Origin of the sequence: Streptomyces chrestomyceticus JCM 4735, assembly GCF_003865135.1 — a bacterium.
Lineage (GTDB): Bacteria > Actinomycetota > Actinomycetes > Streptomycetales > Streptomycetaceae > Streptomyces > Streptomyces chrestomyceticus.
Map to the genome: position 1 here is coordinate 5,456,519 of NZ_BHZC01000001.1, position 12,709 is coordinate 5,469,227.

Consider the following 12,709-nt stretch of genomic DNA (forward strand, 5'->3'; position numbering starts at 1 on the left):
TCCTTAGAACGTAAAAGAAAGACCAAGTGATCGTCAAAGGCCCGCAATGCAAGGATGGCTCAAACGCCGACAAGGACGGGCACTTTGGCTTGATCCTTCCCCTCATGGCCACAGCTCGCAGGGGCTCCGTGGCCGGTAGTGGCCGGTTGCGGCCGACAGGCGTGCGGTCGACTGATGGTCTGGACCACAGAATTGTTATGTCGCGTTCATGACAAGAAAAACGATGGCCGGAACGGCTTGGAGTGGCCTGGTTACGACAAGGTGGCCACAGAGTGAACGCTCGGTGAATCGCCGAACGCCCGGTGGATCTCCCGAAGTCGTAGCGGGTTGGCGCGCGAAGTGTGCGGCCCCGCAGGGGGGTGAATCGGGCGTGCCGGACAAGGCATTCGGCGGCCTCGCTCCGTGCCTTGTCTATGCGTTTCCTGTGTGTCGTCTGTGTGCCGCCTGTGTGTTGTTCATGCGCCGGGGATTCGACAGTCGTGGTCGCTTCTGTCGGTACGTGAGTTGTTGTGCCGGGTCTTGTCCGAGTTCTTGTGCCGGATTCTTGTCGTTGCGCCCGACTTTCCCTGCCCGCATAGCGCCTGACTAACCGTCATATTCGGGATTCGGTGGCATCCGCGGCTCCGGTACCAGTGGCCGGGCCTCGACCGTTGCGGTGAACAGCTCCCGGCCGTTCTGGTGCGCGGTGACGCGTACGTGGACGAGGCCGGACGAACCGGTGCGCGCGGCCCCCGATTCCGTCCCGGATTCCGCCCCCGAATCCGCTCCCGTTCCCACCCCTGATTCCGTCCCTGGTTCCCCCACCTCGCCCTCCTGGCCGATTATCGTGGCCTCTATCCAGCACGGCGCGTCCAGTTCGGCGTACCGGGCGAATACGGCGCTCAAGCCGACGGGTATCACGGGCAGCGGGTGGAGTACGGCATGGACGGCCTGGTGCGTGGCTTCCAGCAGCAGCATCCCGGGTGCGTGGTCGACCGGGTGGTCGAAGATGACCGGGTGGGTGGTGTCCGCACGGAGCTGCCAGCGGTTGCGGGTGTCCGTGGGGGAGAGCACCACACTCTCGTACTGGGCGCGGGCCACCCGCCGCGGCGCGACCGGCGGCGGCAGCGGCACCGCGCGGGCCATCGCCTCGCGGGCGTCGCCGTATGCTCCGCGCAGGCGGCGGTAGACCGCCGGGGCGTGGCTGGTGAAACGCGCGACCGCGGTGCCGAGGCGGACGCCGTTCCGCGTCGCCTCGACGTCCATGGTCAGAGAGCTGAGGATGCCCCGGCGGCGCTTGATGCCGGAGCAGACGATGCGTAGTTCGATCTCGGTGGGGGCAGTCTCGGTACGCAGCACGCCGGGTTCGAGCGCATAAGTGAAGTGGTCCCAGATCAACTGGTGTCCGAACGGCACCTGATAAGCGAGGTGCGAGAGCAGCGGAATGGTCTGGCGGATCGTCTCGACGAGCAGAAGGGGGTCGTGCAGCCGGTTCCTGGAGGAGTAGAACGCGTGGGCCCGCGGCCATTCCGCGGTCACGACGTGGACGTCCGGGGCCGTCTCCTTCCAACTGGTGAGCAGGACTTCGGACAGCGCCGTCTTGTGTACATACTCCTTGGGCACGGTGGTGGTCAGCGTGCGTGGACACGGGCCGGCAGCGGGTGCGGAGGTTTCCGGAAGCCGGCCGGTGATGCTCATGCGGTGTCCCCCTGGGGAGTGTTGCAGGTCCGGCCCTTTGCGGCCCTGGCCCTTTGTGGTCCGGCCGGGGCTCCCGGGGCAGGGCGTCGCTGTCCCGCACGGCGCCTGCTGACCAACAGGAGCCGTGGCGTGCCCGGTTCCGCTGTCGCCGTGTGAGGGCCTCGGCGCTCATAAAATAAATACTATTCTTTTTGTTTGTCGAGGGAGCTGGTGCTGTCCATGCAGGAGCGCGCGGTCAGGACACGGGAGGTCATCCTCCGGGCTGCCGCCGAGGTCTTCGACGAGTTCGGGTTCAGCGGCGCCAGCATCAGCAAGATCATGAAGCGCGCCGGGGTGACCCAGGGCGGGATGTATTTCCACTTCCCGTCCAAAGAAGCCCTGGCCAGGGCGGTGATGGTCGAGCAGAGCGACGGCCTGCGGCTGCCGCCGGGAGAGGACGGCCTTGAGCGCCTGGTCGACATCACCCTGTATCTGGCGGAGGAGCTGCAGTCCAACCCCACCCTTCGGGCCGGCGTGCGGCTCGCGGCCGAGCAGGGCGAGTTCGGCGTGCAGGACGACTCCGCGTACCGCCTCTGGGCCGAGCAGTTCGGCGGCCAGCTCCGTGCCGCGCGGGAGAAGGGCGAACTGCTCCCCGAGGTGAACGTGGAGGAGCTGGCCTGGGTCCTGGTGAGCGCCTACACCGGTACGCAGCTCTTCTCGCAGATCTCCACCGGCCGCGCTGACCTGCACCAACGCGTGGTTTCCCTCTGGCGCTACCTCCTCCCGGGCGTCGCCGCGCCGACCGTCAGACAGCGGGTCGACGACGCGGTGCGACAGAAGCGGGCTGCGGTCTGAGGGCGGGGCGAGGCCGCGTACGGTGACGGTGGAAGGCGTGGCGAAGAGCGGGGTGAAGGGCGTGCTGGGCGAGGTGGCGGACGGTGCGGCGGCGACGGCTCCCCGGCGGGTGGTGGTGACCGGGGCGTCCGGGTTCATCGGCTCCGCGGTGGTACGGGAACTGCTCGCTTTTCCGAATCTGGATTCGGTTTCGGCGCGCTCGCTCCGCCTCCGGGCCGTGGCTCGCAAGCCGCCGGAGCCCGCCGGGTCCCCGGAGCCGGTCGGGTTTCCAGAGCCCCACCAGCCCCCGCAGCCGAACCCGACCGCCCCCGTCGAATGGCGCGCCGCCGACCTGGCCGACCCCGCCTCCCTGCGCGGCATCTGCGAAGGCGCCGACGTCCTGCTGCACCTCGCCTCCGACATCGGCCGGGACGCGGAACGCTGCGAGCTCGTCAACGTCCGGGGCACCGCCGCCCTCGTGGGTGAGGCGGTACGGGCGGGTGTCGGCCGGATCGTCCAGCTCTCCACCGCCGCCGTGTACGGGGCCGGGCCGCACACCGGTCCGGGCGTGGGCGAGGTCGAACCCGCGCCGGTCTCCCCGGCCAGCCGTACCCGCCTGGCCGCCGAACGCCCGGTACTGGAAGCGGGCGGCACGGTACTGCGGCCGGGCCTGGTGCTCGGCGCGGGCGACCGGTGGGTGGTGCCGGCGCTGGCCGAACTGCTCCACCGGGTGCCGGCGCGCTGGGACGGCGGGCGTGGCCTGCTCTCCGTCGTGGCGGTCGAGGACCTGGCCCGCCTGTTCGTGCGGCTGGCCCTCGCGCCCGGGGGAGTACCCGGCGGCGTGTACCACGCGAGTCACCCCACCCCCGTACGCAACGGGGACCTCATGGACACCCTGATCGGCCACGGTGTCCTCCCGGACCCGTATGCCACCTCACCTCAAGGCGGCCCCGACCTCTCCTGGGACGCCTGCCTGGAGCGCCTCGCCGCCGTCCCCGGCCGGGTGAGCGCGCGGCAGTTCGCCCTCCTGGCCAGCGATCACTGGTACCGCAGTGATGAGGTGTGGACGGCGGCCGGCTGCGACCCGGGCCCCGGCCCCCTCGTACGGCTCGCGGAAGCCGCCGACTGGTACCGCTCCCATCTTCAGACCCGGGTCTGAACCGGGCTGCCCCGGAACCCGTCCCCAGGCCGGCCCCCGAACCGGCCCCGAACGTCCGCCCCGAGCAGCAGCCCCGAACAGCCCCCGGCCCCCGCCCTCAGGCCAGGAACCGTCTCAGGACACGAACCGCACCGCCGTAAGCGTCTGCTCGTCCGGCACCTCCGCCAGCGCGCGATACGCGTGCGCCGCCGAGGTCAGCGTCATGTGGTGGTGCCAGCCCGGGAAGGAGCGGCCCTCGAAGTCGTGCAGTCCGAAGTCCGTCGCGAGGGTGCGCAGCGTGGCCGTGGGGAGCTGGTGCAGCCGGGCGAGGCCGAGGAGCTGGCCCAGGCGCCGGTGCGCCATGTTGGTGAGCCAGATCCGGGACGGCCGGACACCGGCCGGTCCGGGCTCGGTGAAGGCGCGGTAGGTGTGGTGCGAGCCGGGCAGGCGTACCGGCGTGGGCGCGGACTGCAGCAGGCGCGGGCGGGCGCCCGGGTCACCGGGCATGCCGGGCGTCGCCGGGGTGGCCAGCGCGGTGGCGGACGGTACGGCGATGACGAAGTCGCGTCCCTGCCGGGCCAGCGCCTCGATGAGCCGTACGGAGTCGGAGTACTCGCTCAGATCCGCCACCACCGGCGCCGGAGCGCAGGTCGAGCGGGCGGCCTGCGCCTCCACGAGGTCGAGCGCGTGCACCCACATCGGGCGGGGGTGGTTCGTCTCCGAGGCGGGTATGCGGTTGCGGCGCAGCAGCTCGGGGTCCTCGGCCCACTGGGGCGGCAGGAACAGCCGCCAGTCGACGGACACGGCCGCGCTGCCGCCGCAGTCACCGGCGGCGGATGCGCCGGAGTCCCCCGCCGCACCCGATGCCCCGGATGCCGCCGCACCCGACGCTCCCGGACCCAGCGCCCCCGAAGCGGCGGACACCGACACCGCCGCAGCCGTGGCCGCCTCCCCCACCGGCAGGAACATCCCCATGGCGAGCTGACAGCTCACGGTCCGCCCGGCGGCGGAGTCGAAGCGGCGGTGCACGCCCACGGAGTGCCCGCCGCGCTTGGGCAGCACCGCCGGGGCGAGAATCCACGCCCGGGGTGCCGCGGGCTGCTCCGCCCGGCGTACGAGTTCGCGGCGTACCGGGTTCCAGTCCCAGGGGCTGGCGTTGAGGAACTGGTGGAGCGACTGCGACGCGGTGGGCGAGTCGGAGACGGCGGCGGCCAGCCGGCGTACGGACTTCTTGCCCTCGGTGGTCAGCAGTGCCAGCAGGTACGCGTGGGCCCAGCGCCGCTGATCGGTGCGCGGAAGATGGCCGAAAAGGTCGTCCGCGAAGGCATCGAACGATCCGAACGTCTCACACGCCTCAGACTTCTCGGACGGGACGGACTTCTCGCACGGGCCGGACGTCCCGGCCGGGGCGGCGGAGGCGCCGGACACGGCGGCGCGGAGCGCGGGCGCGGGGGCGGCGGGGGCCTCGGTACGGCCTGCCCTGCGGGTGGTTCCGGTTCGTCCGGCAGGCCCGGTCGGACCGGCGGCCGGGGCCCTTCCGGTGCCGCCGTTGCGGGCGGCCGAGCGGCCGTTGCGGGCGGTCCTTCCGGAGCCGGCGGGAAGGGCGTCGGTGGTGACGGACGAGACGTCGCGCACACCCGATTTGTCGGACAGACTACGTACTGCGATCGGGCGACTGGAAGAGCTGGAAGAGAGGGACGCGGCCAGGGTGTGTGCGGGGGTGCGGGTCGCCGGATGCGCAGTTTCTGTCGTCATGGTGTTCGTTCCCTCCCGTGGTCATCCCGTGAATCGGGCGCCGACCAGCAAAGAATAAAGAACGATCGTTTTTTTTGCGAGCCCACGAGGTCCGGGGCTGTTTTCGTCGTACCAGGAGCCCTCCGGGCGCGGCCGGACGGAGGCCGAACTGCGGGCGTGCGGCGGGGAAACGATCAATGCGGGCGGGCCCGGGAGCGGGCACGGGGACGGGCCGCGCCCAGGATTCCGCTTCCGCAGCCCCCAGCCCCCTCGGGGCCGGCCCGGCCTCACCCCAGGAGAATGAATGACTGCCCGCGGTGCCCGCCGGTTCCCATACTGATCAAGTCTTTGCCAACTGCCGCCGCGACTGTGCGCCCCGTCAAACCCGCCCCTAACATGGCTGGTTGGGTGTCACCGGTACGACGTTGGCAACCGAGGGCGATCACCGAGGCGGGACAATGGCGCGACAGGACCGAGCTGAGCGGACGCGCCGGACCCTGCTGCGGGCCGCCGCCGACGAGATAGCCGAGAAGGGGTACGCGGGTGCCTCGATGTCCCGCATCAGTACCGCGGCGGACGTCACGATCGGCGGCCTGACGTTCCACTTTCCGTCCAAGGCGGCGCTCGCCGAAGCGGTCAGGGAGTCCGGCTGCACGCTGACCTGCGCCGCGCTGTCCTCCCTCATGACGGCGAGCAGAAGCCCCAAGGCGGCCGCGCGCGGCGAGTTACGACGGGTCGTCACCTTCACCCGTACCCTCGCGCGACTGCTCGAAGAGGAACCGTCCGTACGGGCCGCCGCCCGCCTGGCCTGGGACTTCCCGGACGACGGCGACACCTGGTACGCGATGTGGCTGCCGTCGCTCGGCGAGCTCGTCGAGCGGGCCCGCCCGGACTTCACCGGCTGGACGACGGCGGAGGCGGTCACCGCCACGGCGGTCTCCGTGGTGACCGGCGCGGAGTTCGCGGCTCGCACCGGCGTGCCGCGCGGCGTCGCGTCCGGACTGTCCCCGACGGAACACGTGGACCGCGTCTGGGGCCTGGTGCTCGGCGCGCGGCCGCCGCTCCTGGTGGGCGGTGACGAGTACCCGGAGGCCCGGCCGACCAGCGAGTACTCGGAGCCCCGGCTGCCCGGCGAGGACCCGGCGGGCGTCGACCGCGGCGCCGACCACCGGGCGGGAGACCACCGACCGAGCGACCTCCGAACGGGAGACCACCGGCCGGGCGACCACCGGCCGACCGACATCCGTGTGACGGAACACCGGCTGCCCGAGCCCCGGCCGGGGGACTGCCGGGCAGGCGAAGGCCGGGTGCGCGCCGCCTCCCGGTGACGGCGGTACGACCGCCCGACGCCGTACGGCACCCGCTCGCGGCCCCCCGCCAGGTGATCGGCAATTCCGTCGCGCCCCGCCACCGGCCGTGGCACCATCGGCGCCATGCCAGGACTGCCGGAGTTCATGACGCCCGACCAGCTCGCCGCCCGCACGTCCCGCGCGCTGGACGCGGCCGTCACCGCCGGGCGCGAACTGGGCCTGACGGTGACCGATCCGACGGTGCTGCACGACATGTTCTCCGTCGTCGTGCACCTCGCCCCCTCACCCGTGGTGGTCCGGGTGCCGACCGTCCTGCCGCCGTACGCCGACGCCGCCACCCAGGCGGTGCGCCAGCGTCTCGAACTGGACGTGGTGGCCTGGCTGGCGATGCGCGGTGTCCCGGTGATCCCGCCGAGCCCGCTCGTGCCCCGGGAGCCCGTGCGGCGCGACGGTTTCTCGATGACGTTCTGGCAGTTCGTGGAGCACGAGGAGGGCGAGGGCCGGGAGCCCGACTACGTACGCAACTCCCGCCTGACGGCCGACCTGCACGCCGCCCTGCGCGCCTACCCGGGCGAGCTGCCGTTCCTGTCGGCCGCCGAACCGAGGTTCGCGACGGAGGCGCTGGCCGCCCTCGAAGGGCACACCGACCTCATCGATCCGGCCGATCTCGACCGTGCGCGGCGGGAGTGGGCGGTCCTGGAGCCCTTGGTGGCTTCGCGTGCGGCGTTCGAGGCGGAGTTCCCCGGCGTCGATTTCCAGCCGATCCACGGGGACGCGCCCGCCGTCAACATCGTCGCCGCCAAGGGTGGCGCGCTGTACTCCGATTTCGAGCTGACCACGTTCGGACCTGCCGAGTGGGACATGGCGACCCTCGGCCCCGAATGCGCGGCCGCGTACGACGAAGCCGCGCGTCGGCACGGCCTGCGGCAACTCGACGCACGCGCCCTGCGCTTCGTCGACGCGGTGGGCATGATCCGGGTGGTGGCGTGCCTCGCGCTCGTGCCGCGGTTGCCCATGCTGGCGGAGGCGCTGAAGCCCGCCATCGAGCACTGGCGGACGCTGCCGTTCGCCGGGGGCCTGCGGGACTGAGGGGACAGCGCGGGGCGGCGCCACCGGGGGAGGACGGGCGCCGACCGGTGCGACGCTGGTCACCGGTCGCGACGGCATCTCGTCCGGCCGGTCGCGCTGTTCGCCGTACCGACCGGCTTCGGGTGCTCCCGGCCGCCCCGCTGCCCAAGCTCGTCCTCGCCCACGCGGTACCAGAAATTCCGTACGGAAACCCGGACGGAGGGCCGCTCGGAATCCCGCCCGGCCGGGGACGTACGGCCTCGCCCCCGCCCCGCTCCGCGGACCGTCCGTAGCCCTGAGGCGCCCGCCACGCGCCTCTGGCGGGCCACTTCAGCCCCATGCCGCCGCCCCCGCCCCGCCCCCCTCGGCAACTTCGTGAAGTCGTACGCGATCCGCCCGACAGGGCGAGAAACATAGCGAACATTCTTTATTGTCCTGCTGTCACCCGCACACCCGTCCCGTCTCCCCGGGGGCCAGTCCCTTGTCCGTGCCCGCATCCCCCACCGCCGTTCCGCCGTACCTCCCCGGGCGGCCGACCAGCACCCAGGAGGCGTGGGTCGAGGACCTGTGCAGGCACCTCTTCGTCTCCTTCAACCGGGCGGACCACCACCTCAAGGGCGAGCAGTACCTGCGCGGGCTGCTGACCGCCCCCGGCCGCAAGTCCATCCGCAACATCGCCCGGACGCTGGACGACACCGGCGCGGCCCAGCGCCTGCACCACTTCGTCTGCAACGCCCCGTGGAACTGGCGCACCGTCCGCGAAGCCCTCGCCGACTACCTCCTCGCCCTCACCCGGCCGCGCTCGTGGGTCGTCCGCCCGATGCTGATCCCCAAGTCCGGCACGAACTCGGTCGGCGTCCACCGCCACTTCGTCCCCGCCACCGGACAGTTGGTCAACGGCCAGCTCGCGTACGGGCTCTGGTACGCGGGCCAGTCCCTCAACGTCCCCGTCGACTGGCGCCTGCACCTCCAGCCGCCGGCCACCGGTCTCCCCGCCCCCGACGACGACGGCGTGCCCCAGATCCTCGAACTGGTGCGGCGGGCCGCGAACGCCGCACCCGGAGCCGCCGCCCCCGTCGTCTGGGACAGCCAGATGCGCCACGCGGGGAGGTGCTGAGCGCCCTGGCCCCACTCGGGCTGCCCGTCATGGCCCGTACGCCCGGCTCCCTCCCGCTCCAACTGCTGGACCGCAGCGGGCGGCCGACGCGCCGCGGCGCCCTTCCGGCGCAGCGCGTCCTGGCCGCGCCGGAACGCCTGGGCCTCCAGGTCCACGACGTGGCCCCCGGAGTGCGGGCGGTGCTGGCCCGGGTCGTGCCGGTGCGGCCGGGCGTGGGCGGTGAGGGTGGCGCGAGCGGCGAGGCGGGTGAGCTGATGCTCTACGCGCAGCGGTACGAGGACCCCGAAGGGCGCGAGGGCCGCGACGGGCGCCACGGGGCGGGCCCCCGCGCGGACTTCTGGCTGACGACGCCGACCCGGCGGTCGCCGGTCGATCTGCACCAGTTCACGAGAACCGCCGCGTACGTGGCGCGGGACAGCGTCCGCATCGGCGGCCGTACGGGGCTGCGGGACTTCGAGGGCCGGTCGTACGAGGGCTGGCACCGGCACATGACGCTGGCCTCTGCCGCGTACGCCGTCCAGTCGCTCACCGCGCTCGACGCCGTACGGGCGGAACGCGGCCCGCACCAGCGGCTGCACGCGCTCCCGCGCCCGTACGGCCACGTTCCCGCGCAACCGTCCGCCGCCTCCCGGGAGCGCACGGGCGGACCGCCCCTCTCCCTCGCGGGGTGACGGGCGGTCGCGTGCCGCGGGCCGGGGCGGAGCGAGGCGGTGTCAGCCGCCGATCGTCCAGCTCAGGGTGCCGTCGGCGGTGGCCAGCGTCGCCAGGATGATCAGGTCGACGGCGCCGAGGGCCATGCCCAGGACGGCGCGGAAGCGTCGGGTGGTGTTGCGGGCCAGGGCCAGCGCTCCGAGTACGAGGGCGCACGGGCCGAGGACGACGTTGGCGACCAGGGTGCCGACGAGGCCGAGGACGAACGCGGCCACGGCCATGCCGTCGGCCTGCCCGCGCGGCGCACCGCGCTTCGCCGGTGCGGCGGGGGACTTGGCGTCCGGCTCGGTGGCGGCGCCGGCGCCCGTGCCGTGCCGGGTGTCGGTGTCGTGCCGGGTCTCGGTGTCGTGGTCGGGGGTGAGGGTGGTCATCGGGATGCTCCCTCGGTCTTGTCGGAGTGGTGGCGGCGCTCGCGGATGAAGAAGACGAGCAGCCAGCAACTGATGGCCACTGCCGCGATGATCGTGACGGGGACCGGGAGGTGTGCCGCGGTACCCACCAGAATCCCCAGCAGGAGGAGGGCTGCGACAAGGAAGAGCATGATCTGCCTTTCCATTCTGGAGGACAGTTGTTCACTCAGGTTCCCACTGTAGGGGTGGAGAAACTCAGAGCACAGTTGTTTACTGGATGGCATGAGTCACAGCGAGGCCGGCGGCGTCCGGCAGGCCCAGAAGCAGCGCACGCGGCAAGCCCTGCTCGACGCGGCACTCGGGCTGCTGGAGGAACAGAGTCTGAGCAGCCTGGGGTTGCGCGAGGTGACGCGGGTGGTCGGCGTCGCCCCCACCGCCTTCTACCGGCACTTCCGTGACCTGGGCGAACTCGGAGTCGCCCTGGTCCAGGAGTCGTTGAGCAGCCTGCACGCGACCGTCCGCGCGGTGCTCGCCGAACAGGCCGGCGCGGAGGAGCGGATCGACCACACGGTGGCGGTCGTCGAACGGTACGTACGCGAACAGCCCGCGCACGTCCGCTTCATCGCCCGCGAACGGCACGGCGGCGTACGGGCCGTACGGCAGGCGATAGCCGGTGAACTGGACCGGTTTGCGACGGAGGTCGCCGCGGCGCTCAAGTCCCAGCCGGTGTCGGACGGCTGGAGCGACGAGGACGTACGGATGCTGGCGGAGCTGTACGTGGACCGGCTGGTAATGACGGCCTCCGCGTTCCTGGACGTACGGGACGGGGGTGACCAGGACACGGAGCGGTGGCGCGCGGTCGCGGGTACGGCGAGGAGGCAGCTACGTCTCATCGACGTGGGGCGTAGGCATTGGCGCGATGCCGGTTCCTGATCGCCGTTTGTTCGTCGGCGACCAAATGGTGGCGCAGTTAAGCCATTTGGCGCGATTGTCAGTGGGTGGGTCTAGCGTTTGCCGTGGGTCAACTACGCGAGTAGCGGGAGGCGGGCGCGATGTCGGACGAGAATGCCAATCCACCGGTCGCATGGCGGTACTGCGGCAATCAGATCAAGCTGTGGCGGGCGCGATCGGAGGTCAGTCGGGAGGAATTGGCGGAGGAGGCCGGATATTCGGCCGAGTACGTGAAGTCGATGGAGCAGGGCCGACGCAGGCCGACGCTTCAACTGCTGCGGGTGGCGGACGAGATGTGCGGGGCGCGCGGGATGCTGACGGCGGGTGATGTGTACCTGCAGCCGGAGAAATTCCCGTTGTACTCCGCCGAGTACATGCGGTACGAGGCCGATGCCATCGCCATCAACTCGTACCAGACGCAACTGATTCCCGGTCTGCTCCAAACCGAGGAGTATGCGCGGAAACTCCTGGAAGGTCGCTGGCCACCGGCGGATCGGGAGACGATCGAGCAGCGCGTCAGGATCCGCTTGGAGCGTCAGCCCTTGCTGGACGAGGAAACCCGGACGTTCAGCTTCGTCATCGGCGAAGCCGTGCTGCGGCAGTCCGTGGTCACGGGAAAGGAGCACAAGGAGCAGTTGCACCGGCTGCTCGAAGCGGGGGAGCGGCGTAACGTGACCCTCCAGGTCCTGCTCCACAGAAACGGTGCCAGCCCCGCGCTCTTCGGTTCTTTCATCGTGCTGACGACGCCGGATTGCGAGCGAATCGTCTACGAAGAGGGTCACCTGGGGGGCGTGTTGTGCGCGGATCCCGAGAGGGTCGGCCAAATCGGTCAGAGGTACGAGATGCTTCTCCAGATGGCCATGGACGCCGAGGACTCGGCTCGGTTCATCGAAAAGCTGGAGGCGGAGCTGTGAACGACGGCCGGGTGTGGCTCACGAGCACCTACAGCAATGACGACGGCGCGGAGTGCGTCGAGATATCCATGACCCCCGTCGCCATTCACGTCCGGGATTCCCGAGGCCCGCAGAGTTTTCAGCTCACGTTCGGGTCGGCGGCCTGGAGTGACTTCCTCCTCGGTGTGAGGGGGTAACACGCCAGCCCCAGCAGCGCGGCGCTGAAGTGGCCGATGTCGGTGAAGGTGAGGTTGTCGAAAAGGGGGATCGCGTAGAAGACGAGGACGCCTGCGGCGTATACGTAGCGCACCGGGCGCCAGGGGATGCGGTACGTCAGGACGGCGACGACGCCGGCCAGCGCGTAGCTGACGCCGACGTCGAGTGTGTCCACGGCGGAGTGCGGCGCCGCGCCCGTGTGGATGGCGAGGGCGAGTATTCCCTCGCTCAGATACGTGGCGCCGATGTGGGCGATCCCGAGGACCGCCAGCCAGCGGCGGGTGCCGAGCCAGCGTTCGGCCGGGACGTGGAAGACGTTGTAGAGCACGAAGTAGCGGAGCCAGCCGCCGCCGTCGATCCAGAGCGCGCTGGTGAGGAGTACCCGGCCGGGCGTGTGCACCAGGTTGTGGATGTTGGTGGAGCGGCGCTGAAGGACGCTGTCCAGTGTCTCGGGTGACAGGTGGCGCACGATCACCGACGTCACGAAGAGGATCGCGAGCCAGATGAATGTGCCGGGGGCCCGGCACACGTACGACCGGACCGCGCGGAACGGGGCGGCCGGGCGGAACGAAGCGGTCATGGCGCAGGTATACGGCACGCGATCCGCCGTGCACAGCACGTGGTCCGCCATGCCGCGCGCTCGTGCGCGCCCCGCCGGGCCGCGGGGGATCCGGCGTGCCGGTGCGGGGTCCGTACGGAGGGATGTGGCGCAGGACACAGCGATGGCCGAA

General features: G+C 71.4%; 11 protein-coding genes and 1 pseudogene. 7 read left to right on the forward strand and 5 right to left on the reverse strand.

The genetic code is table 11. The features are described 5' to 3' along the window. Positions 1 to 585: 585 nt before the first annotated feature. On the reverse strand, positions 586 to 1,602 hold the full coding sequence (locus EJG53_RS23670) for a ScbA/BarX family gamma-butyrolactone biosynthesis protein (protein ID WP_244955292.1): 1,017 nt from the start codon (positions 1,600 to 1,602) through the stop codon (positions 586 to 588). A 294-nt stretch (positions 1,603 to 1,896) separates the two neighbouring features. Between EJG53_RS23670 and EJG53_RS23675 the strand changes: the two genes are divergently transcribed. Next, positions 1,897 to 2,511 (forward strand): ScbR family autoregulator-binding transcription factor, encoded by a 615-nt coding sequence (locus EJG53_RS23675; protein ID WP_125049543.1) that lies wholly within the window; start codon positions 1,897 to 1,899, stop codon positions 2,509 to 2,511. A gap of 37 nt (positions 2,512 to 2,548) precedes the next feature. Next, positions 2,549 to 3,649: an NAD-dependent epimerase/dehydratase family protein gene (locus tag EJG53_RS23680; RefSeq protein ID WP_244955293.1), complete on the forward strand. Its 1,101-nt coding sequence runs from the start codon at positions 2,549 to 2,551 to the stop codon at positions 3,647 to 3,649. 114 nt (positions 3,650 to 3,763) lie between these two features. Here the strand turns inward: EJG53_RS23680 and EJG53_RS42695 are convergent, their stop codons facing one another. After that, the gene (locus tag EJG53_RS42695; RefSeq protein WP_435844692.1) at positions 3,764 to 5,383 is read right to left on the reverse strand and encodes an IS701 family transposase; all 1,620 of its coding nucleotides are present in this window, start codon (positions 5,381 to 5,383) and stop codon (positions 3,764 to 3,766) included. Positions 5,384 to 5,820: 437 nt separating this feature from the next. On the opposite strand from EJG53_RS42695, the gene EJG53_RS23700 reads away from it, so the two are divergent. The 3 genes and pseudogenes from EJG53_RS23700 (at position 5,821) to EJG53_RS44285 (ending at position 9,528) form a co-directional block, all read left to right on the forward strand. After that, entirely contained in the window at positions 5,821 to 6,690 is an 870-nt protein-coding gene (locus EJG53_RS23700) for a TetR/AcrR family transcriptional regulator (RefSeq protein WP_125046453.1), read from the forward strand. A gap of 105 nt (positions 6,691 to 6,795) precedes the next feature. Continuing rightward, positions 6,796 to 7,761 carry an aminoglycoside phosphotransferase family protein gene (locus EJG53_RS23705; protein WP_244955295.1) on the forward strand — a complete coding sequence of 322 codons (966 nt, stop codon included), beginning with the start codon at positions 6,796 to 6,798 and terminating at the stop codon, positions 7,759 to 7,761. A gap of 466 nt (positions 7,762 to 8,227) precedes the next feature. Beyond that, positions 8,228 to 9,528 (forward strand): annotated as a pseudogene (locus EJG53_RS44285) (IS701 family transposase). Between the two features lie 42 nt (positions 9,529 to 9,570). On the opposite strand, the gene EJG53_RS23720 reads toward EJG53_RS44285, so the two are convergent. Beyond that, positions 9,571 to 9,939 (reverse strand): hypothetical protein, encoded by a 369-nt coding sequence (locus tag EJG53_RS23720; RefSeq protein ID WP_125046456.1) that lies wholly within the window; start codon positions 9,937 to 9,939, stop codon positions 9,571 to 9,573. Further along, positions 9,936 to 10,109, reverse strand: a complete 174-nt coding sequence (locus EJG53_RS41195) for a hypothetical protein (protein ID WP_167515157.1) — start codon at positions 10,107 to 10,109, stop codon at positions 9,936 to 9,938. The genes EJG53_RS23720 and EJG53_RS41195 overlap by 4 nt, the downstream gene beginning before the upstream one ends. Positions 10,110 to 10,200: 91 nt before the next feature. Between EJG53_RS41195 and EJG53_RS23725 the strand changes: the two genes are divergently transcribed. Continuing rightward, positions 10,201 to 10,851 (forward strand): TetR family transcriptional regulator, encoded by a 651-nt coding sequence (locus tag EJG53_RS23725; protein WP_125046457.1) that lies wholly within the window; start codon positions 10,201 to 10,203, stop codon positions 10,849 to 10,851. A 119-nt stretch (positions 10,852 to 10,970) separates the two neighbouring features. Continuing rightward, positions 10,971 to 11,783, forward strand: a complete 813-nt coding sequence (locus EJG53_RS23730; RefSeq protein WP_125046458.1) for a helix-turn-helix domain-containing protein — start codon at positions 10,971 to 10,973, stop codon at positions 11,781 to 11,783. A 118-nt stretch (positions 11,784 to 11,901) separates the two neighbouring features. On the opposite strand, the gene EJG53_RS23740 is transcribed toward EJG53_RS23730, so the two are convergent. Then, on the reverse strand, positions 11,902 to 12,558 hold the full coding sequence (locus tag EJG53_RS23740) for a rhomboid-like protein (protein ID WP_125046460.1): 657 nt from the start codon (positions 12,556 to 12,558) through the stop codon (positions 11,902 to 11,904). Positions 12,559 to 12,709 lie beyond the last annotated feature (151 nt).

What these genes read in the sequence shown, in the direction of transcription:
- EJG53_RS23675 (WP_125049543.1), top strand. Translation starts at nt 1,897, where the DNA reads ATGCAGGAGCGCGCGGTCAGGACACGGGAGGTCATCCTCCGGGCTGCC.
- EJG53_RS42695 (WP_435844692.1), bottom strand. Translation starts at nt 5,383, where the DNA reads ATGACGACAGAAACTGCGCATCCGGCGACCCGCACCCCCGCACACACC.
- EJG53_RS23700 (WP_125046453.1), top strand. Translation starts at nt 5,821, where the DNA reads ATGGCGCGACAGGACCGAGCTGAGCGGACGCGCCGGACCCTGCTGCGG.
- EJG53_RS23705 (WP_244955295.1), top strand. Translation starts at nt 6,796, where the DNA reads ATGCCAGGACTGCCGGAGTTCATGACGCCCGACCAGCTCGCCGCCCGC.
- EJG53_RS23720 (WP_125046456.1), bottom strand. Translation starts at nt 9,939, where the DNA reads ATGACCACCCTCACCCCCGACCACGACACCGAGACCCGGCACGACACC.
- EJG53_RS41195 (WP_167515157.1), bottom strand. Translation starts at nt 10,109, where the DNA reads ATGCTCTTCCTTGTCGCAGCCCTCCTCCTGCTGGGGATTCTGGTGGGT.
- EJG53_RS23725 (WP_125046457.1), top strand. Translation starts at nt 10,201, where the DNA reads ATGAGTCACAGCGAGGCCGGCGGCGTCCGGCAGGCCCAGAAGCAGCGC.
- EJG53_RS23730 (WP_125046458.1), top strand. Translation starts at nt 10,971, where the DNA reads ATGTCGGACGAGAATGCCAATCCACCGGTCGCATGGCGGTACTGCGGC.
- EJG53_RS23740 (WP_125046460.1), bottom strand. Translation starts at nt 12,558, where the DNA reads ATGACCGCTTCGTTCCGCCCGGCCGCCCCGTTCCGCGCGGTCCGGTCG.